The organism is Variovorax paradoxus (assembly GCF_022009635.1).
In the GTDB taxonomy this organism is placed as follows: Bacteria; Pseudomonadota; Gammaproteobacteria; order Burkholderiales; family Burkholderiaceae_C; genus Variovorax.
On the sequence record NZ_CP091716.1, the window covers coordinates 6,597,438 to 6,613,734 of the forward strand.

Consider the following 16,297-nt stretch of genomic DNA (forward strand, 5'->3'; position numbering starts at 1 on the left):
GGCGGGATTGTGCCTCCTGGCAAGCATGTGGCGAATGACTTCGCTGACCATCAGACCGGCCGGCATCGCACCGCCCAGGCCAGGCCCGTCACGAGGAATGAGAGCAGGAGCGCGTGGTAGACCACGTCGCCCACGGAGCCGGGTCCGATGCCGGCGACGATGGTGCCCAGCCCGACCAGCGTGCCCAGCAGCGCGAAGCCCTGGCCGAAGATGGCGGCACGCCGCGCATGCGGGGGGCGCAGCCAGGTCTCGACCGACGCCAGCACCAGCACCGTTGCGATCACCGCCTCGGCGATGCGCGCCTGCGCATGCGCGTGGCCCGGCACGAGGTAACCGGCATGCACCGTCGACGCGACGCCGAGCGTGAACGCCTCGGCCAGCATCCATGCGCGCGCGGTGCGCGGTCGCATGACAGGAGCGGCGACGGTGCTCACCATGGATCGGCCCGGCCGACGCGGCCGAGATGCGTGTTGCCGAAACCGGCGGCGTACTTGAGCCCGTAGCCGAGCGCGCGGTCGAAGCCGATGTGGGCGAACCAGATCAAGCCTCCGGCCACCGCCCACGGCGTTGCCGCGAGCACGCCGAGCGCGAGCAGCAGCGCGGGGCCGACGTACGAGTGCGTCGCGTTGTACAGCGCCGCACCCACGCGCGGCCCGGCGAGGTAGCCGAGCATCGCGACATCGGGCAGCAGCAGCCAGAGCGCGAACACGCCCCAGCCCAGGCCGTACTGGGCGTACGCGGCGAGCGCCACGCCAAGCACCGCCGCGCCTTCGAGGCGCAGCAGCGCGCGCACGCCTCCCCCCGCCGCCGCTGCCGCGGCCATTGCCATTGCCGCTGTCTGTTCGCGGGATACCGCGGAACCGGCTTCGCCGGGCCGCAGGTATCGCCCCCGGAGAGGGGGAAGGCGAAGCGACACGAAGTGCGCGAAGCCTGGGGGTGAGTGAAATCTATCCACGATGGCTCCAGCGGCGGCCGCCGCGCTCCATGAAGTCGCGCACCTTCTGCTGCTGCGCGGCGTTCAGGTTGTCATAGAAGTCGGCGGCGGCCGCGATGATCTCGGGACTGCCCGCGCGCACGGCGGCGGTCTTCTCGTCGACGAGTCGCGCGGCACCGGCCTGGTCGAGCTTGTTGCCCGCGAACAGCGCCTTGAACTGCGAACGCGGGTCGCCCGAGCCGCCTGCACCGCGCATCGCTTCACGCTGCGCCTGCAGCTTCTCGGCCAGCACGGTGAGCTTCTGTTTCTGGTTGGCGTCGAGCTCGAGCTTGCTGCCCACGCGCTCGACCATCCTGGCGCGGAACTCGGCGCTGTCGCCGCTCCAGCCGTGGCGTTGGCCGGCACAGCCGGCGATGCTGCCGGCCACCACCGCGAGGCCCGCAAAACCGAAGAGAGTACGTTTGATCCAGTGCTTCATGGGAGGTCCTTGTGTTGTCTGTGAGGAGGAAGCTCCATGGTGCGATCCGCACCGGGCCAAGTCCTCTCGCCGCGGTATCGGCGTGTTTCGTTTTATTGCCGCACGGTCCGATTACAGGCGGCTGCTCTTGGCGTTGGCCGCCGAGGCGCGCGCGTCCACCGGGTTCTGCAGGGTCGAGATGACCTTGCTGTTCACACGCGAGCCGGACGACACGTTCTGGTCGGGCGCCGCAGCGGTGCGCACGGCTTCGGCGACGATGCGCGCGCGCTCGGTCGACACGGCCATGGTTTCGGCGCCGCGCGAGCCGCGCACCACGTTCTGGTTGGGCGCGGAGGCGGTGCGCACGGCTTCGGCGTTGACTTCCGCGCGGCTCTTGGCCGACACGGCGGGCTGCACGCCCTCGTAGCTTTCAGCCTTGGCGCCGGCCGCCGCGAGCATGGCGAACGAACCGACGGCGATGATCTGGGTCAGGGAGAGAGATTGCTTCATTTGGCAGGCCTTTCTTTCAGGGTTGGAAGAGAAGGCCTGATCGTGCTTGCGGGGGCGCCGCAAGTCCTTTCGCCGCAGTTTCGGCGTGTTTCGTTTTATTGCGACGCTATTGCTTTCGCAGTAACCGCAGCAACACCACGAGCGCAATGCAGGGCGCGAGCAGCGCCCAAAAGCCCGCATGCGCATAGCCCAGCCCACCCGCCAGCGAGCCGGCCGCGAACGCAGCCACCGGCGGCCAGGCCTTGTGCACGCGGGTCGCGGCAGCGGCCATGCCGGGCGCGCGCGTCGCGATGTCGACCAGATCCATCACCAGTTGCGTGACGTTGCCGGTCATCACGGTGCTGGGCGTCAGGCGCGAGAACACGCTGCGCGCGGCGGTGTTCTGAACCGACATCGCCAGCACGCCCATCAGGCCGACGCCGATGGCCTGCATGCCGCCGCCGTGCGCGAAAGGGCCGGCCCACACGCCGGCGAGCATGAAGGCCACGAGGCCCGCGAGCTGGATGACGACCAGCGGCGCGGCGGTGTCCCGCCCCTGCCGCTCGCGCCGCAGCTGGAACAGGCGCGTGGCCGCGACGCCGATGACGAAGGTCGGCAGCGCCAGCAGCTTGCCGACCACGCCCGCATGGCCGTCGCCCGCCATCGCCGCGCCGATCAGCACGAAGTTGCCGGTGACATGCGCGGTGAAGAGGCCGAACAGCGCGACGAAGCCCAGCGTGTCGACGAAGCCGCCGGTGAAGGCCAGCAGCATGCCGTGGCCGGGAGGATCGACAGGCGCCGCGTCGGCGGCGTGCGGGACGAGCGTGGACGAAGGCGAAGTCATGCGAGCGATGTCCCCTTGGCAATGCGCGGCGGCGCATGCGGCGCCGCGCCCCACGAAAAGACTCAGCCCGCGAGCGCGGCGGCCGGGTCGTCGGAATCGAGCACGCCCCTGGCCCACGCCTCGAGCTTGCTGGTGTCGGCGCGCAGCACTTCCTGCTTCACGGCGAGGATGCGCGAGGGGTGCATCGAGAAGCTGCGCAGGCCCAAGCCGAGCAGCAGCCGCGTGAACGCCACGTCGCCCGCCATTTCGCCGCACACCGACACGCCCTTGCCTTGCCTGCGGCACTCGGCGATGGTGTCGGCCACCAGCTTGAGCACCGCCGGGTGCGCGGGGTCGTAGAGGTGCGCCACCGACTCGTCGGCGCGGTCGATGGCCAGCGTGTACTGGATCAGGTCGTTGGTGCCGATCGAGAGGAAGTCGAAGTGCTTCAGGAAGATGCGCAGCGTGAGCGCGGCGGCCGGTATCTCGATCATGGCGCCGAGCTTGACCTGGCCGTACACCGCGCCGCGGTTGTCGAGCTCGGCCCGTGCGAAGTCGATCAGCGACATGGTCTGGCGGATCTCGCTGGCGTGCGCGAGCATCGGAATCAGCAGATGGATCTCGCCGTGCGCGGCGGCCCGCAGGATGGCGCGCAGCTGCGTGAGGAACATCGCCGGATCGGCCAGGCTCCAGCGGATGGCGCGCAGGCCGAGCGCGGGGTTCAGGTGCTCCTGCTTGTTGGCCGACTTGCTGTCCAGCGGCTTGTCGGCACCCACGTCGATGGTGCGGATGGTGACCGGCATGCCCTGCATGCCCTCGACCGCGCGCTTGTAGGCCTGGTATTGCTCTTCCTCGTCGGGCAGGCGCGTCTGGCGCGCCGACGACTCGCGGCCCATGAAGAGGAATTCGCTGCGGAACAGGCCCACGCCCACCGCGCCGGCCTTGACGGCGCCCACGGTGTCCTCGGGCATCTCGATGTTGGCCAGCAGCTCGACGCGCTGGCCGTCGAGCGTGACGGCCGGCTTGTGGCGCAGCCGCGCGAGGCGGCCGCGCTCCAGGTCGCCCTGGCGCTGCTTGAAGCCGTACTCGGCCAGGATGATCGGCGAGGGGTCGATGATCATCACGCCGGCGTCGCCGTCGATGATGACCCAGTCGTCCTGGCGCACCAGCTGGCTCGCGGTGCGCGCGCCGACGATGGCCGGGATGTCCATGCTGCGCGCCACGATGGCGGTGTGCGAGGTGCGCCCGCCCACGTCGGTCACGAAGCCGGCGAACACGCTCTTCTTGAACTGCAGCATGTCGGCCGGCGACAGGTCGTGCGCAATGAGCACCAGCGGCACGTCGATGCCGTCGCCCGCGGTGGGGTCGTCATGGTCGTCGTGGTCGTCGAACGGCGCCGCGGCGCGCTTGCGGCGCGGCGGGCTCGGCGCGAGCACGGCGGCCGTGCCCTTCATGCGGTGCAGCAGGCGCTCGACCACCTGCTCGAGGTCGGCCTTGCGCTCGCGCAGGTAGGCGTCTTCCATCTCGTCGAACTGGCGCGCGATGATCTCCAGCTGCGTGGTCAGCGCCCATTCGGCGTTGTAGAGCCGCTCGCTGATCCAGTGCTTGACGCCGCCGCTCAGGGCCTCGTCCTGCAGCAGCATCTGGTGCACCTCGAGCAACGCAGCCAGTTCGTGCGGCGCGTCGTTCGGGCCCATCTGGGCCACGTTGGCCTGCAGCTTGGTGAGCTCGTCGGCCACCGCGTTGCGCGCGGTGCGCACGCGGTCGATCTCGGTCTCGATTTCTTCGGGCTTGATGAAGTAGTGGGCCACGTCGATGCGGCTCGACACCACCAGCACAGCGCGCCCGATGGCAATGCCACGGGCGACAGGGAGGCCGTGGACTGCGAAGGTCATGGGAGAGTCCTTATTCGCCTTCGCCGAACTTGTCGTCCATGAGGTGGACGATGGCGTTCATCGCTTCTTCTTCCTGGGGGCCGTTGGTTTCGAGCTCGACGGTGGAACCGAGCCCGGCGGCCAGCATCATGACGCCCATGATGCTCTTGGCATTGATGCGGCGGTCGCCGCGCGAGAGCCAGACCTCGCAGGGAAAGCTGCCTGCGAGCTTGGTCAACTTGGCCGATGCGCGTGCATGCAGGCCCAGCTTATTGCTGATGGTCACGGATTTCTTGATCACTGTGCTTTCTCTTCGCCTGGTTCTGGGGAGCGGCCGCCGCCACCTGCATGACACCGGCGGTGCCACCGGCCAGGGCCCGTTGCACCAGTGTCTCGAGCGGTTCGTGCCGGTAGGTGACGGCGCGCAGCAGCATCGGGAGATTGACCCCCGCCACCAGCCGCGACCGGACGCCGTCCACCAGCTTCTGCGCCACGTTGCAGGGCGTGGCGCCGAACACGTCGGCCAGCACCAGCACCTGCGTGCGCGGCGTGTGCAGCTGCTGCGCGAGCGTGATGCGCGCGGCGGCCAGCGTTTCTTCAGGCGACACGTTGGGCAGCACGTCGAGCGCGACGATGGCTTGCTCGCAATCGGGGAACACATGCAGCGCGCACTGCCGCAGCGCATGTGCGAACGGTGAGTGGGCGATGATGAGAATGCTGTTCATGCGAGACGGAGGACGACGCGCCGATTATGCGGGGGCGCCCAGTGGATGTAGATATCTGACACAACGCGGCAGCCCGGCAAACCGGACAGAACCGCACGAGGACAAGCCGCCTGGACGGCTATCAAAACAATAGCAACCCCGCCTTACGGGCTTCACGGGAGACGCAGTCCCTCGAAGAAGGTCTGCGAGGCGTCCGCCGCCGACGGCTTGCCCAGCACGGTGGCCTGGTAGAGCGCGACGCTGCCGTCTTTCTGCGATTGGGCGAACCACAGCACCTGTACCTGGGCGCCGGCTTGTGCCGGCTGGGCGTCGAGCCGCAGCGGCGGGGGCGTGGCGGTCGCGCGCTGCACGCTGGCGCCGGTTTCGGCAACCTGAGCGTCGCCCAGCTGGCCACGGGTGGCGGCGCGCCATGCGTTGAGCCAGGCTTCGGCCTGCGCCGGCCCGTTGGCCGAGGCGTGCGCAATGGCGAAGGTCGCGCCGCCGGCTTCGCAGCCCGTCATGTCGACCTGCACCGATTCGGCGCCGAGCGGCACGGCGCGGTTCGCCTTGTCGGCCTTGCAGGGCAGCATCGCGATCAGCCCGGTGTCGCCGACGGGCACGTCGCGCCAGTTGAAGGTGGGGCTGCAGGCGGCGAGCATGAGGGCCGCCGCCGCGGTCAGCGCAAGCCAGGAAGAAGGAACGGGCGACGACGGCATGGGGGAGCGATTATCGAGCCGCCCGGGGCCGGCGGGGCGTCGCCAGCACGATCCGGCGGGCGGAACTAAAATCGCGCGCCCCTTCTCTCTACGCTGCCATGAAAAAATACATCGCTGCTGCCGCCGTCGTCATCGCATTGGCCACCGGCGTGGGGGTGTACCTCGGCTCCGGCGCCACAGCGGCACCGGCTTCGACCTTCGTGCTGCTCGACGGCACGCAAAAAAGCACGGCCGACCTCAAGGGCAAGGTCACGCTGGTCAACTTCTGGGCCACGAGCTGCGTGACCTGCGTCGGCGAGATGCCCAAGGTCATCGCCACCTACGACAAGTACAAGGCGCAGGGCTACGACACGCTGGCGGTGGCCATGAGCTACGACCCGCCGAGCTACGTCGTCAATTTCGCCGAAACGCGCAAGCTGCCGTTCAAGGTGGCGATCGACAACACCGGCAGCGTGGCGCAGGCCTGGGGCGACGTGAAGCTCACGCCGACCACCTACCTGGTCAACAAGCGCGGCGAGATCGTGAAGCGCTACGTGGGCGAACCCGATTTCGCCGAACTGCACAAGTTGATCGAAAAACTCCTGGCCGAAGCCTGATCCTTCGGCCGGCGGCCAGAAAAAAGGCGCTCCGAGGAGCGCCTTTTGTTTTTACTGGTTGCGGAAGCTGTCGTGACAGGCCTTGCAGCTCGCGGCGGTCGGGCCGAACTGGGCCTTCAGTGCGTCGATGTTGCCGGCCTTGGCAGCGACCAGCAGCTTGCCGGTCTCGTCGATCAGCTTCTGCTGCCGTTCCTTGAACTTGGCGTCTTCCTTCCACACTTCGGGCTTGGCCTTGCCGCCCTCGGTGCCTGGGCCGAAGGCGGCCCAGGGCAACTTCGCCATGTCGGCGACCACTTCGGCGTTGGCGGCGGCAGCGGCGGCGTCGTAGGGCGCGCGGCCGTTGGCCATGGCACCCAGGCGGCCGAAGTGCTGGCTCATCACGAACAGCGCGCTCTGGCGGTACTTGATGGCGTCCTCGGGCTTGGCGAACTGGGCCGCGGCCGGCAGGGACATTGCAGCGCAGGCGGCTGCAAGGGCGAACGAAGCGAATCGGGTCATCGTGGGTCCTCGTGTGGGAAACGCCGTCTGGCGCGGCGCCGGGCGAGTGTAGGACGCGCCGATGTCGGGCGCATAGCAACAACCCGAAGCGAACGAGGGTCCGGACTTTGCTAATCTGCGCCTTCCGCAGCATTGCGCCCTCCGCGCCTTCCTCGATGACCGACTCCTCCGTGGCCGCCCCTCGCGCGGCCTCCGGCAACGGCACACCCACCCGGGTCTGGGACCTGCCGACACGCCTTTTCCACTGGGCGCTGGCCATTGCCGTGATCGGCCTGATCGGCACCGGCCTGAACGGCATCATGGAATGGCACTTCCGCCTGGGCTACTCGGTGTTCGCGCTGCTGCTGTTCCGGCTGGTCTGGGGTTTCGTCGGCGGGCGCTGGTCGCGCTTCGGGGCCTTCATCTACGGGCCGGGTTCCGTGCTGGCTTACCTGCGCGGCAAGGCGCATCCGGACCACCTGATCGGACACAACCCGCTGGGCGCGCTGTCGGTCTTTGCCGTGCTGGCGATCCTCGCGCTGCAGGTGGCGACCGGGCTGACGGCGGACGACGAGATTTCAGCCTCCGGGCCGCTCACTCGCTTTGTCTCGAGCGAGGTGGTGAGCCTTGCCACCGGATGGCACAAGGCGCAGGGCAAGTGGATCGTGATTGCGCTGGTAAGCCTGCACGTGCTGGCCGTGCTGTTCTACGCGCTCGTCAAGCGCCACCGGCTGGTGCGGCCGATGGTGACGGGTGACAAGCTGATATCTGCGGGCACCGAGGGCAGCGTTGCATCGAGCCGTGACGACGCCGCCTCGCGCATGTTCGCTCTCGTCGTCTTCGCGCTGTGCGCGGGCGCCGCTTACTGGATTTCGTCGTTGCGCATATGAGCTTTTCCGTTTCACGCCCCTTGCCGCTGTCGGCGATGCCGGCCGTCGTGCTGCTCTCGCCCGATGAGGCGCACGAGATCGACGCCGTGCGCGCGATCTTCCGCGACTATGCGAACTCGCTGGGCATCGACCTCGACTTCCAGGATTTCGAAGGCGAACTGGCCGGCCTGCCGGGCGAATACGCCGAACCGCGCGGCACGCTGCTGCTGGCGCTGGTCGATCCGGTCAACGTGAAGGAAGAAGCCGGCCGCCAGGCGCCGACCTTGAAGCGCGCCGACGGCACGCTGGCGCATGTGGCGGGCTGCTGCGCGCTGCGCCCGCTGGACAGCGCGGACTACGCCAATGCGGCCGAGATGAAGCGCCTGTACGTGCGCCCCGGTTTCCGCGGGCTGGGCCTGGGCCGGCAGCTGGCCGAGGCGATCCTCGACGCGGCGCGCAGCGCGGGCTACGGCTGCGTGCTGCTCGACACTCTCGACGACATGGAGTCGGCGCGGGCCCTCTACGAAGACCTGGGCTTCGCGGAGGTGCCGCCTTACTATCACAACCCCGTTGCCGGGGCCCACTACCTGAAGGTGGATCTCTAGCCGGATCAGCCGCGGGCTTGCGCCAGCAGCGTCTCGGCGTTGCTCACTTCGAACTTGCCCGGTGCCTCGACGTTCAGCGTCGCGACCTTGCCGTCCTTCACGAGCATCGAGTAGCGATTGCTGCGCAGGCCCATGCCGCGGCCGGTCAGGTCCAGCGTGAGACCGGTGGCCTTGGCGAAATCGGCACTGCCGTCGGCCAGCATGCGCACCTTGGCGCCGGTCTTCTGGTCGCGCGCCCAGGCGCCCATCACGAAGGCGTCATTCACGCTCACGCACCAGATCTCGTCCACGCCGGCGGCCTTGAAGTCGTCGAAGTGCTGCACGTAGCCCGGCACGTGCTTGGCCGAGCAAGTGGGCGTGAAGGCGCCCGGCAGCGCGAACAGCGCGATGGTCTTGCCGGCCGAAGCCTTGGCCACCCGAGTTCGACACCAACCGCGCTAAGTGCTTGATTTGTATGGGCCAAGACTCTCGGCTGCCACTACAGCAGGCTCAATTGGGTGTCTTGCTGGGGTTTTTTGATCTTCAGTGCGGCCAGCACATCGGTCTGGCGTTGGACGATGGAAGAGACGCCCGCAATGGGCGCGGCATTGTTGATGCTCACACGGTGGCGCTGAATTCGCCGCAAGTCCGCCAGGGCAGCCTCCGGTGACAAATCGCTGCCACTCATCTTCAGGCGCTGGCGCATCACGCGGTACAGGATCAGGGCCAGCATGCAAATGCTCGCATGCGCCTTGATGCGCTCGGGCAGGCGGTGGAACACCGGCGCAATCTCGATCTCCGACTTCAGCACCCGAAATCCCCGTTCGATGTCTGCCAGTGCCTTGTAGCGCTGCACCACCTCTTTGGGTGTCAAGTCCGCCACGTTGGTCACCAGCAGCAGCTTGCCATCCATCGCCTGGGCGCGGGCCAGAGCTGCCTGGTCGATGTCATACGTGAACAGATCGGCATGCAAATCGACCTTGATGATGCGCTTGAGGTGCGCCTCGCTCACCTCATGGAAGAAGCGTGCCGTCACACCCGCATCAGACAGCTTTCTACCCCGGTGTGCCTTGCCTGCATCTTGCGAATCGAGCTTGCCCACCAGCTGGTCGGCGCGCTGGCGCAATTGGTCAATGCGCGCCTGACGACTGGCAGTCTGCTCGGCCGCCTGCTGCGGGTTATGGGCCGCCACCAGACGAAGACCCTGCCATTGCGCCTCATCGATAGTCTCTTCTGTCGTTTCTTGCTCTGATGCGCGGGCTCGGGCTCGGGCGTTGATCGGCTCCAGTATGTCTGCGAACTCGCCATAGCGCCGCCCCGGCACTGCCAGGATGAACTCCAGCGCTTGATCGGTTGATCCGCTGGCCCCACCCGACAAGCGCAACTCGGACAAGGCCTCTATGTTGTCCAGCGAAAGCAGCCCACGGTCAGCCACCACCACCAGGCGGCGGATGTGCGGGTAACGCGCCATCACCTTCTTCAAGGTCGGCTCCAACGTCGGTGCCTCGGCTGTGTTGCCCGCAAACACCTCGTGATAGATAGGCATGCCGTCGGCTGTTTGCACCACGCCGAGCATGAATTGGCGCACCACCATGCCTTCCTTGGACATCCCATAGCGGCGCACGTCACCCTCTTGCTGGCTCAGTCCTTGGGCGCGGATGGTGGTCAGGTCGTAGAACACCACCGACAGATCCTCATCAATCAGCGGGCGCAAAAGGCCCGCCACGCATTCATCCACCGCGTCCTGGTGGTCCATGAGCGCATCCATGCTGCGCAGCAGTTGCTGGTGGGTGAGTGCCTCTGCATCGATACCCGGCATGCTGACGGTTTGCAGCCAGCGCAGCACCCCGAGCTTGGAGTCGGGGTCGCACAGCCGGTTAAAGACCATCACCCGCAGGGCATGCTCGATGGGGTTGGTAAAGCGTGCGCGGCGAAAGACAGCAGCCAAGCCATCGAAACCCAACTCGTGCCAGAGTTGATCCAGCGCCCAGACATCGCCCAGGGCCAGTGCGGATTCAAAACGCACCTGGGGAACGGATGTCTCACTCAGTGAGCGACCCTTGGCGCGAAGCAGACCGCCCAGCAGTGAGTCGACTTGTCCATCTGTTTCGTCCACCCGCCCGATGGTGGCCAGCGTGCGCTGGCGGGGTTTGCCGTGTTCGTCTCGGAAGGACTCCACCAACTGGGCGTAGGTGTGGCCGCCTGAGCGGGTGAGCTTGATGAACATAGAAGAAGTGTAGCAAAAAAATACGGGCAATTGCCAACACATCAGCAATAAAACATTGCCACTACATAAAAATCAAAACGCCTCAGCTAAGTGCTTGATTCATATGGCACCGGTCCGCGAAAACATCGGAAAACGGCGGTTTGGTGTCGAACTCGGGTGGCCACGTCCACGGCATTCGGGCCGATGCTGCAGCCCTCGCCTTCGACTTCGGAATACTCCTGCAGGGTGGCTGCGGGAAGGGTGTCGCCGACTTTGATCATTCGATGTGCTCCAGAAAAAGAAAAACGGCCCACATTGTGGGCCGTTTCCGGATTGGTTGCCCCTGGGGGCTCCAATGATTGATCAGACCAGAACGGCCTTCTCGACCAGACGGGTCACGACCCAGTTCTTGGTCTTCGAGATCGGACGGCTTTCCGTGATCTCGATGGTGTCGCCCAGCTTGTACTCGCCCTTTTCGTCATGGGCGTGGTACTTGCTCGTCTTGGCCACGATCTTGCCGTAGAGCTCGTGCTTCACACGGCGCTCGACCAGCACGGTCACGGTCTTGGCACGCTTGTCGCTGACCACCTTGCCGATCAAGGTGCGCTTGAGGGATTTTTTAGCTTCCGTCATGTTCACTCCTTACTTGGCGGCTTGGGTTTCTTGCTGCTTCTGAGCAAGAATGGTCTTGGCGCGCGCGATGTCGCGACGCGTCACGCGCAGCGTCGAGGTGTTCGACAGCTGTTGCGTGGCTTTCTGCATGCGCAGACCGAAATGGGCCTTCTGCAGATCCTTGATTTCGGCTTGCAGGCCTGCGACGTCCTTCGTGCGCAGGGTTGCGGCCTTCGTCACCTTGGCCGGAGCCGCGGTTTCTTTCTTCTTACGGGTTGCCATGGGTGTTCTCCTCTCAGGCGCCGAGCTGGCGAGCGACGAAAGTCGTACGCAGCGGAAGCTTGGCGGCGGCCAGGCGGAACGCTTCGCGGGCGAGTTCTTCGGGCACGCCGACGATCTCGAACACGATCTTGCCAGGCTGAATTTCAGCGACGTAGTACTCGGGGTTGCCCTTACCGTTACCCATCCGCACTTCTGCGGGCTTGGTCGAGATCGGCTTGTCCGGGAACACGCGGATCCAGATACGGCCACCGCGCTTCACGTGACGCGAGATCGCGCGACGAGCGGCTTCGATCTGGCGCGCCGTGAGGCGGCCGCGGTCGGTGCATTTGAGACCGAAGTCACCGAACGCAACCGAGTTACCCGTGGTTGCGATGCCGGTGTTGCGGCCCTTTTGTTCCTTGCGGAACTTTCTGCGTGCAGGTTGCAGCATGTTTTATTACTCCGTGAGGGCCCCAGGCACTTGCGTGCCCGGGAGCGACCGATTACTCGGTCTTGGCACCGTCCGCTGCTGCAGCGGGCGCGGCTTTGCGGACGCGCTTAACGGCGGGTTTCGAGTCTGCACCGGCACCGCCGGTTGCTTCTGCGGGCTTGTCGCTGCCATCGGCCGGCGCGGTGTTGCCACCGATCGGGCCACGGCCGCCGGCACGGGGGCCGGGACCACGACGGTCGCCACCCGGACGGTCGCCAGGGCGACCATCACGGCGCGGACCGCGCGGACGACGTTCTTCTTCGGGACGCGGCGTTTCAACGGCCGGCAGGTCGTTACGACCCAGCGTGTCGCCCTTGTAGACCCAGACCTTGACGCCGATGACGCCGTAGGTGGTCTTGGCTTCCGAGGTGCCGTAGTCGATGTCGGCGCGCAGGGTGTGCAGCGGCACGCGGCCTTCGCGGTACCACTCGGTACGTGCGATTTCGATGCCGTTCAAGCGGCCAGCCGACATGATCTTGATGCCCAGGGCACCCAGACGCATGGCGTTCTGCATGGCGCGCTTCATGGCACGGCGGAACATGATCCGCTTTTCGAGCTGCTGCGTAATGCTGTCGGCGATCAGCTGCGCATCGATTTCGGGCTTGCGCACTTCTTCGATGTTGACCGCAACCGGCACGCCGAGCTGCTTGCCCAGTTCGCGCTTGAGGTTCTCGATGTCTTCGCCCTTCTTGCCGATCACGACGCCCGGACGTGCCGAGTAGATCGTGATGCGTGCGTTCTTGGCGGGACGTTCGATCATGACGCGCGACACCGAAGCGTTCTTCAGCTTCTTCTTCAGGTATTCGCGAACCTTGATGTCTTCGGCCAGCATGCCCGCGAAATCGCGGTCGCTTGCGTACCAGCGGCTGGACCAGTTACGGGTAACCGCAAGGCGGAACCCGGTTGGGTGGATTTTCTGTCCCATATTTCTTCCAGGCCTTCTTAGTTGCCAACCGTCACGTACACATGGCACGTGGGCTTGCTGATGCGATTGCCGCGACCCTTGGCCCGCGCGGTGAAGCGCTTGAGCGTTGCACCTTGCTCGACGTAGATGGTCTTGACCTTCAGCTCGTCGATGTCGGCACCGTCGTTGTGCTCGGCGTTGGCGATAGCCGACTCCAGCACCTTCTTGATGATCACAGCGGCCTTCTTCTGCGTGAATTGCAGAACGTTGAGCGCTTGATCGACCTTCTTGCCGCGGATCAGGTCAGCGACCAGACGGCCCTTGTCGACCGACAGGCGGACACCGCGGAGGACTGCACGTGTTTCAGACATGGTCGTTCCTTACTTCTTCTGGACTTTTTTGTCCGCGGGGTGCCCCTTGAACGTGCGCGTGAGCGCAAATTCGCCGAGCTTGTGGCCGACCATCTGGTCGGTGATGTACACGGGCACGTGTTGCTTGCCGTTGTGCACAGCGATGGTCAGACCGATGAATTCGGGCAGAACCATCGAGCGGCGCGACCAGGTCTTGATCGGCTTCTTGTCCTTGGTCGTCACGGCCTTGTCGGCCTTGGCCACGAGGTGGTGGTCGACGAACGGACCCTTTTTGAGAGAGCGAGTCATTGGCTATCCCTTACTTCTTGCGACGCGACACGATGAAGACCTGCGTGCGCTTGTTGTTACGGGTGCGATAGCCCTTGGTCAGGTTGCCCCATGGGTCGACAGGATGGCGGCCTTCGCCAGTCTTGCCTTCGCCACCACCGTGCGGGTGGTCGACCGGGTTCATCACCACGCCGCGAACGGTCGGGCGAATACCCATGTGACGCTTCACACCGGCCTTGCCGAGTTGGCGCAGGCTGTGCTCTTCGTTGGCAACTTCACCGATGGTCGCGCGGCATTCGATGTGAATGCGGCGAACTTCGCCCGAACGCATGCGGACCTGGGCGTAGACGCCTTCGCGGGCCAGCAGCGTGGCCGACGTACCGGCCGAACGAGCGATCTGCGCGCCCTTGCCGGGTTGCAGTTCGATGCAGTGGATCGTCGAGCCGACCGGGATGTTGCGGATCGGCAGGGTGTTGCCGGCGCGGATCGGCGCTTCGGCGCCCGACAGCAGCGTTGCACCGGCTTCCAGACCGCGCGGGGCGATGATGTAGCGGCGCTCGCCGTCGGCGTAGCAGACCAGCGCGATGTGGGCGGTGCGGTTCGGGTCGTATTCGATGCGTTCGACCTTGGCCGGGATGCCGTCCTTGTTGCGCACGAAGTCGACAACGCGGTAGTGGTGCTTGGCACCGCCGCCACGATGACGGATCGTGATGTGACCGTTGTTGTTACGGCCGGCCTTCTGGAACTGGGGTTCCAGCAGGGGAGCGTGAGGAGCACCCTTGAACAGGTGGTCACGCGAGATCTTCACCGCGCCGCGTTGGCCCGGCGAAGTGGGTTTCATCTTGATGACGGCCATGATTAAGCGCCTTCCCCGACGAGGTTGAGCTCTTGACCCGGCTTCAGGGTCACATAGGCCTTGCGCACGTTGTCGCGGCGGCCGATGGACTTGCCAAAGCGCTTGGTCTTGCCCTTGGTGTTGAGCACCGACACGCCCTGGACTTCGACCTTGAACATCAGTTCGACAGCGGCCTTGATCTCGGGCTTGGTGGCGTCTTGCAGCACCTTGAAAGTGACAGCGTTCGACTTCTCGCCGACCATCGTGGCCTTTTCGGACACGATCGGGGCGACCAGCACCGCCATCAGGCGGCCTTCTTCGAACGTACGTTCAGCGGCGGTAGGGTTCACGCGGCTCATGCGAACATCTCCTTGAGCTTGTCGACGGCACCCTTGGTGACCAGCACCTTCTTGTAGTGAACCAGCGACACCGGATCGGCGTAACGGGGTTCGACCACGAGAACGTTCACCAGATTGCGCGAGGCAAGGTACAGGTTTTCGTCGACTTCTTCGGCGATCACGAGCACGGACTCGAGATTCATCGCCTTGAAACGGGCAGCCAGCGGCTTGGTCTTGGGCGAGTCGACCTTGATCGAATCGACCACGGCCAGACGGCCTTCGCGAGCGAGTTGCGAGAAGATGGAGGCCATGCCGGCGCGGTACATCTTCTTGTTGATCTTCTGCGAGAAGTTTTCGTCGGGCATGTTCGGGAAGATACGACCACCCCCGCGCCACAGCGGCGAGGACGTCATACCGGCACGGGCGCGGCCCGTTCCCTTTTGCTTGAAAGGCTTCTTGGTCGAGTGCTTGACCTGTTCGCGGTCCTTCTGGGCGCGCGTGCCTTGACGGGCGTTGGCCTGGAATGCAACGACGATCTGGTGGACCAGGTCTTCGTTGTAGTCACGGCCGAACACGGTCTCGGGAGCGTCGTACTTCGACGCGGCCTGGCCTTGTTCGTTCAGGAGTTCGAGTTGCATTACTTCGCTCCTTCAGCCGCTTGCGGCTTGGCCTTGATGGCGGGACGCACGGTGACGAAGCCACCCTTCGAACCCGGGATCGCGCCCTTGATGAGCAGCAGTTGGCGTGCTTCGTCGATGCGGAACACGTCGAGGTTTTGCGTCGTGCGGGTGACGTCGCCGAGGTGGCCCGTCATGCGCTTGCCGGGGAACACGCGACCGGGGTCTTGTGCCATACCGATCGAGCCGGGAACGTTGTGCGAACGGCTGTTACCGTGCGACGCGCGTTGCGAGCTCATGTTGTGACGCTTGATCGTGCCAGCGTAGCCCTTGCCGATGGAGGTGCCTTGCACGTCCACCTTCTGGCCCACGGTGAAAACGCTGTTCACGGCGATCACGCCGCCAGCCTTGTGCTGACCTGCGGTATCTGCGGTAACGCGGAATTCCTGGATGATTTCGCCTGCTTCGACACCCGCCTTGGCGAGGTGGCCGGCTTCGGGCTTGGTCACGCGCGATGCTTTGCGCGAACCGAACGTCACTTGCAGGGCGACGTAGCCATCGGTCTCTTGGGACTTGATCTGGGTCACACGGTTGTTGGACACATCCACCACCGTGACAGGAACTGCATCCCCGTCATCGGTGAAGAGACGCATCATCCCCACCTTGCGGCCCAGCAACCCGAGGGAGTTGCTCAGACTCATATGTTTTCTCCAAAAATGGAAATCCTCTTCCGCCACTGCCACTTCAATTGGCAACAGCGTTTGCCAGATTTCTCCGGCTACGGAAGAAGGTTGATAAATCTCTGCCCGCATGACGCCTTGCGGACGCAACAAGGGCAGAGCCAGCGATTATAGCCCGCCATGCGCGGGCCAT

At 65.5% G+C, this 16,297-nt stretch carries 24 protein-coding genes and 2 pseudogenes; 3 read left to right on the top strand and 23 right to left on the bottom strand.

Going from position 1 to position 16,297, the window contains the following annotated elements; genetic code table 11:
* Window positions 1–50: 50 nt before the first annotated feature.
* From L3V85_RS30865 to L3V85_RS30905, 9 genes are all read right to left on the bottom strand, one after another.
* Window positions 51–437: a hypothetical protein gene (locus L3V85_RS30865; RefSeq protein ID WP_237676418.1), complete on the bottom strand. Its 387-nt coding sequence runs from the start codon at window positions 435–437 to the stop codon at window positions 51–53.
* A complete protein-coding gene (locus L3V85_RS30870; RefSeq protein WP_237676419.1) occupies window positions 431–955 on the bottom strand; it encodes a DUF4260 domain-containing protein in 525 nt (174 codons plus the stop codon). Before L3V85_RS30870 ends, L3V85_RS30865 begins: the two co-directional genes overlap by 7 nt.
* Window positions 948–1,412: a Spy/CpxP family protein refolding chaperone gene (locus tag L3V85_RS30875; protein WP_237676420.1), complete on the bottom strand. Its 465-nt coding sequence runs from the start codon at window positions 1,410–1,412 to the stop codon at window positions 948–950. The genes L3V85_RS30870 and L3V85_RS30875 overlap by 8 nt, the downstream gene beginning before the upstream one ends.
* A gap of 111 nt (window positions 1,413–1,523) precedes the next feature.
* Complete coding sequence (locus L3V85_RS30880; protein WP_237676421.1) at window positions 1,524–1,901, bottom strand: DUF4148 domain-containing protein; 378 nt, start codon at window positions 1,899–1,901, stop codon at window positions 1,524–1,526.
* Window positions 1,902–2,007: 106 nt separating this feature from the next.
* The gene (locus tag L3V85_RS30885; RefSeq protein WP_237676422.1) at window positions 2,008–2,724 is read right to left on the bottom strand and encodes a YoaK family protein; all 717 of its coding nucleotides are present in this window, start codon (window positions 2,722–2,724) and stop codon (window positions 2,008–2,010) included.
* Window positions 2,725–2,786: 62 nt separating this feature from the next.
* Window positions 2,787–4,598, bottom strand: a complete 1,812-nt coding sequence (ptsP, locus tag L3V85_RS30890; RefSeq protein WP_237676423.1) for a phosphoenolpyruvate--protein phosphotransferase — start codon at window positions 4,596–4,598, stop codon at window positions 2,787–2,789.
* A gap of 10 nt (window positions 4,599–4,608) precedes the next feature.
* A complete protein-coding gene (locus L3V85_RS30895; RefSeq protein ID WP_081266134.1) occupies window positions 4,609–4,878 on the bottom strand; it encodes an HPr family phosphocarrier protein in 270 nt (89 codons plus the stop codon).
* Window positions 4,847–5,302, bottom strand: coding sequence for a PTS sugar transporter subunit IIA (locus L3V85_RS30900; protein ID WP_237676424.1), 456 nt, complete (start codon window positions 5,300–5,302; stop codon window positions 4,847–4,849). The genes L3V85_RS30895 and L3V85_RS30900 overlap by 32 nt, the downstream gene beginning before the upstream one ends.
* Window positions 5,303–5,454: 152 nt before the next feature.
* Complete coding sequence (locus tag L3V85_RS30905; protein WP_237676425.1) at window positions 5,455–5,997, bottom strand: hypothetical protein; 543 nt, start codon at window positions 5,995–5,997, stop codon at window positions 5,455–5,457.
* A 98-nt stretch (window positions 5,998–6,095) separates the two neighbouring features.
* Here L3V85_RS30905 and L3V85_RS30910 point away from each other — a divergent pair, with 98 nt between their 5' ends.
* Window positions 6,096–6,593 (top strand): TlpA disulfide reductase family protein, encoded by a 498-nt coding sequence (locus L3V85_RS30910; protein WP_198087966.1) that lies wholly within the window; start codon window positions 6,096–6,098, stop codon window positions 6,591–6,593.
* A 51-nt stretch (window positions 6,594–6,644) separates the two neighbouring features.
* Here L3V85_RS30910 and L3V85_RS30915 read toward each other — a convergent pair whose 3' ends face one another.
* On the bottom strand, window positions 6,645–7,091 hold the full coding sequence (locus tag L3V85_RS30915; RefSeq protein ID WP_237676426.1) for a c-type cytochrome: 447 nt from the start codon (window positions 7,089–7,091) through the stop codon (window positions 6,645–6,647).
* 155 nt (window positions 7,092–7,246) lie between these two features.
* Between L3V85_RS30915 and L3V85_RS30920 the strand changes: the two genes are divergently transcribed.
* Complete coding sequence (locus L3V85_RS30920; protein ID WP_237676427.1) at window positions 7,247–7,960, top strand: cytochrome b/b6 domain-containing protein; 714 nt, start codon at window positions 7,247–7,249, stop codon at window positions 7,958–7,960.
* Window positions 7,957–8,544 carry a GNAT family N-acetyltransferase gene (locus L3V85_RS30925; protein ID WP_237676428.1) on the top strand — a complete coding sequence of 196 codons (588 nt, stop codon included), beginning with the start codon at window positions 7,957–7,959 and terminating at the stop codon, window positions 8,542–8,544. The genes L3V85_RS30920 and L3V85_RS30925 overlap by 4 nt, the downstream gene beginning before the upstream one ends.
* Before the next feature lie 5 nt (window positions 8,545–8,549).
* Here the strand turns inward: L3V85_RS30925 and L3V85_RS30930 are convergent.
* The 13 genes and pseudogenes from L3V85_RS30930 to rplC all read right to left on the bottom strand — a co-directional run.
* Window positions 8,550–8,960: pseudogene (locus L3V85_RS30930) on the bottom strand (peroxiredoxin); the annotation flags it as partial.
* A gap of 62 nt (window positions 8,961–9,022) precedes the next feature.
* Window positions 9,023–10,750, bottom strand: coding sequence for an IS1634 family transposase (locus tag L3V85_RS30935; RefSeq protein WP_237674302.1), 1,728 nt, complete (start codon window positions 10,748–10,750; stop codon window positions 9,023–9,025).
* A gap of 137 nt (window positions 10,751–10,887) precedes the next feature.
* Window positions 10,888–11,010: pseudogene (locus L3V85_RS30940) on the bottom strand (peroxiredoxin); the annotation flags it as partial.
* Window positions 11,011–11,092: 82 nt separating this feature from the next.
* Window positions 11,093–11,362 (bottom strand): 30S ribosomal protein S17, encoded by a 270-nt coding sequence (rpsQ, locus tag L3V85_RS30945; RefSeq protein WP_015867662.1) that lies wholly within the window; start codon window positions 11,360–11,362, stop codon window positions 11,093–11,095.
* A gap of 9 nt (window positions 11,363–11,371) precedes the next feature.
* Window positions 11,372–11,581 carry a 50S ribosomal protein L29 gene (gene rpmC / locus L3V85_RS30950; protein ID WP_026284221.1) on the bottom strand — a complete coding sequence of 70 codons (210 nt, stop codon included), beginning with the start codon at window positions 11,579–11,581 and terminating at the stop codon, window positions 11,372–11,374.
* Between the two features lie 55 nt (window positions 11,582–11,636).
* Window positions 11,637–12,053 carry a 50S ribosomal protein L16 gene (gene rplP / locus L3V85_RS30955; RefSeq protein WP_007838137.1) on the bottom strand — a complete coding sequence of 139 codons (417 nt, stop codon included), beginning with the start codon at window positions 12,051–12,053 and terminating at the stop codon, window positions 11,637–11,639.
* A 52-nt stretch (window positions 12,054–12,105) separates the two neighbouring features.
* Complete coding sequence (gene rpsC / locus L3V85_RS30960; RefSeq protein ID WP_081266126.1) at window positions 12,106–13,017, bottom strand: 30S ribosomal protein S3; 912 nt, start codon at window positions 13,015–13,017, stop codon at window positions 12,106–12,108.
* A gap of 17 nt (window positions 13,018–13,034) precedes the next feature.
* Complete coding sequence (gene rplV / locus L3V85_RS30965) at window positions 13,035–13,367, bottom strand: 50S ribosomal protein L22 (RefSeq protein WP_007838134.1); 333 nt, start codon at window positions 13,365–13,367, stop codon at window positions 13,035–13,037.
* Between the two features lie 9 nt (window positions 13,368–13,376).
* On the bottom strand, window positions 13,377–13,655 hold the full coding sequence (gene rpsS / locus L3V85_RS30970) for a 30S ribosomal protein S19 (protein ID WP_007838132.1): 279 nt from the start codon (window positions 13,653–13,655) through the stop codon (window positions 13,377–13,379).
* A gap of 10 nt (window positions 13,656–13,665) precedes the next feature.
* The gene (gene rplB, locus L3V85_RS30975) at window positions 13,666–14,490 is read right to left on the bottom strand and encodes a 50S ribosomal protein L2 (protein ID WP_007838130.1); all 825 of its coding nucleotides are present in this window, start codon (window positions 14,488–14,490) and stop codon (window positions 13,666–13,668) included.
* A 2-nt stretch (window positions 14,491–14,492) separates the two neighbouring features.
* Window positions 14,493–14,828 (bottom strand): 50S ribosomal protein L23, encoded by a 336-nt coding sequence (gene rplW, locus L3V85_RS30980; protein WP_007838129.1) that lies wholly within the window; start codon window positions 14,826–14,828, stop codon window positions 14,493–14,495.
* Window positions 14,825–15,445, bottom strand: a complete 621-nt coding sequence (rplD, locus tag L3V85_RS30985; protein WP_081266125.1) for a 50S ribosomal protein L4 — start codon at window positions 15,443–15,445, stop codon at window positions 14,825–14,827. Before rplD ends, rplW begins: the two co-directional genes overlap by 4 nt.
* Window positions 15,445–16,125: a 50S ribosomal protein L3 gene (gene rplC / locus L3V85_RS30990; RefSeq protein WP_081266124.1), complete on the bottom strand. Its 681-nt coding sequence runs from the start codon at window positions 16,123–16,125 to the stop codon at window positions 15,445–15,447. Before rplC ends, rplD begins: the two co-directional genes overlap by 1 nt.
* Window positions 16,126–16,297: the final 172 nt, after the last annotated feature.

Excerpts from the sequence above, each read along its gene's own strand:
- rpsC (WP_081266126.1), bottom strand. The coding sequence starts at position 13,017 with ATGGGACAGAAAATCCACCCAACCGGGTTCCGCCTTGCGGTTACCCGT.
- L3V85_RS30910 (WP_198087966.1), top strand. The coding sequence starts at position 6,096 with ATGAAAAAATACATCGCTGCTGCCGCCGTCGTCATCGCATTGGCCACC.
- rplC (WP_081266124.1), bottom strand. The coding sequence starts at position 16,125 with ATGAGTCTGAGCAACTCCCTCGGGTTGCTGGGCCGCAAGGTGGGGATG.
- L3V85_RS30865 (WP_237676418.1), bottom strand. The coding sequence starts at position 437 with ATGGTGAGCACCGTCGCCGCTCCTGTCATGCGACCGCGCACCGCGCGC.
- L3V85_RS30925 (WP_237676428.1), top strand. The coding sequence starts at position 7,957 with ATGAGCTTTTCCGTTTCACGCCCCTTGCCGCTGTCGGCGATGCCGGCC.
- L3V85_RS30875 (WP_237676420.1), bottom strand. The coding sequence starts at position 1,412 with ATGAAGCACTGGATCAAACGTACTCTCTTCGGTTTTGCGGGCCTCGCG.
- ptsP (WP_237676423.1), bottom strand. The coding sequence starts at position 4,598 with ATGACCTTCGCAGTCCACGGCCTCCCTGTCGCCCGTGGCATTGCCATC.
- L3V85_RS30920 (WP_237676427.1), top strand. The coding sequence starts at position 7,247 with ATGACCGACTCCTCCGTGGCCGCCCCTCGCGCGGCCTCCGGCAACGGC.
- rplP (WP_007838137.1), bottom strand. The coding sequence starts at position 12,053 with ATGCTGCAACCTGCACGCAGAAAGTTCCGCAAGGAACAAAAGGGCCGC.
- rpsQ (WP_015867662.1), bottom strand. The coding sequence starts at position 11,362 with ATGACGGAAGCTAAAAAATCCCTCAAGCGCACCTTGATCGGCAAGGTG.
- L3V85_RS30880 (WP_237676421.1), bottom strand. The coding sequence starts at position 1,901 with ATGAAGCAATCTCTCTCCCTGACCCAGATCATCGCCGTCGGTTCGTTC.
- rplD (WP_081266125.1), bottom strand. The coding sequence starts at position 15,445 with ATGCAACTCGAACTCCTGAACGAACAAGGCCAGGCCGCGTCGAAGTAC.
- rplW (WP_007838129.1), bottom strand. The coding sequence starts at position 14,828 with ATGAGCCGCGTGAACCCTACCGCCGCTGAACGTACGTTCGAAGAAGGC.
- L3V85_RS30905 (WP_237676425.1), bottom strand. The coding sequence starts at position 5,997 with ATGCCGTCGTCGCCCGTTCCTTCTTCCTGGCTTGCGCTGACCGCGGCG.
- rplV (WP_007838134.1), bottom strand. The coding sequence starts at position 13,367 with ATGTCTGAAACACGTGCAGTCCTCCGCGGTGTCCGCCTGTCGGTCGAC.
- L3V85_RS30915 (WP_237676426.1), bottom strand. The coding sequence starts at position 7,091 with ATGACCCGATTCGCTTCGTTCGCCCTTGCAGCCGCCTGCGCTGCAATG.
- rplB (WP_007838130.1), bottom strand. The coding sequence starts at position 14,490 with ATGGCCGTCATCAAGATGAAACCCACTTCGCCGGGCCAACGCGGCGCG.
- L3V85_RS30900 (WP_237676424.1), bottom strand. The coding sequence starts at position 5,302 with ATGAACAGCATTCTCATCATCGCCCACTCACCGTTCGCACATGCGCTG.
- L3V85_RS30935 (WP_237674302.1), bottom strand. The coding sequence starts at position 10,750 with ATGTTCATCAAGCTCACCCGCTCAGGCGGCCACACCTACGCCCAGTTG.
- L3V85_RS30885 (WP_237676422.1), bottom strand. The coding sequence starts at position 2,724 with ATGACTTCGCCTTCGTCCACGCTCGTCCCGCACGCCGCCGACGCGGCG.
- rpsS (WP_007838132.1), bottom strand. The coding sequence starts at position 13,655 with ATGACTCGCTCTCTCAAAAAGGGTCCGTTCGTCGACCACCACCTCGTG.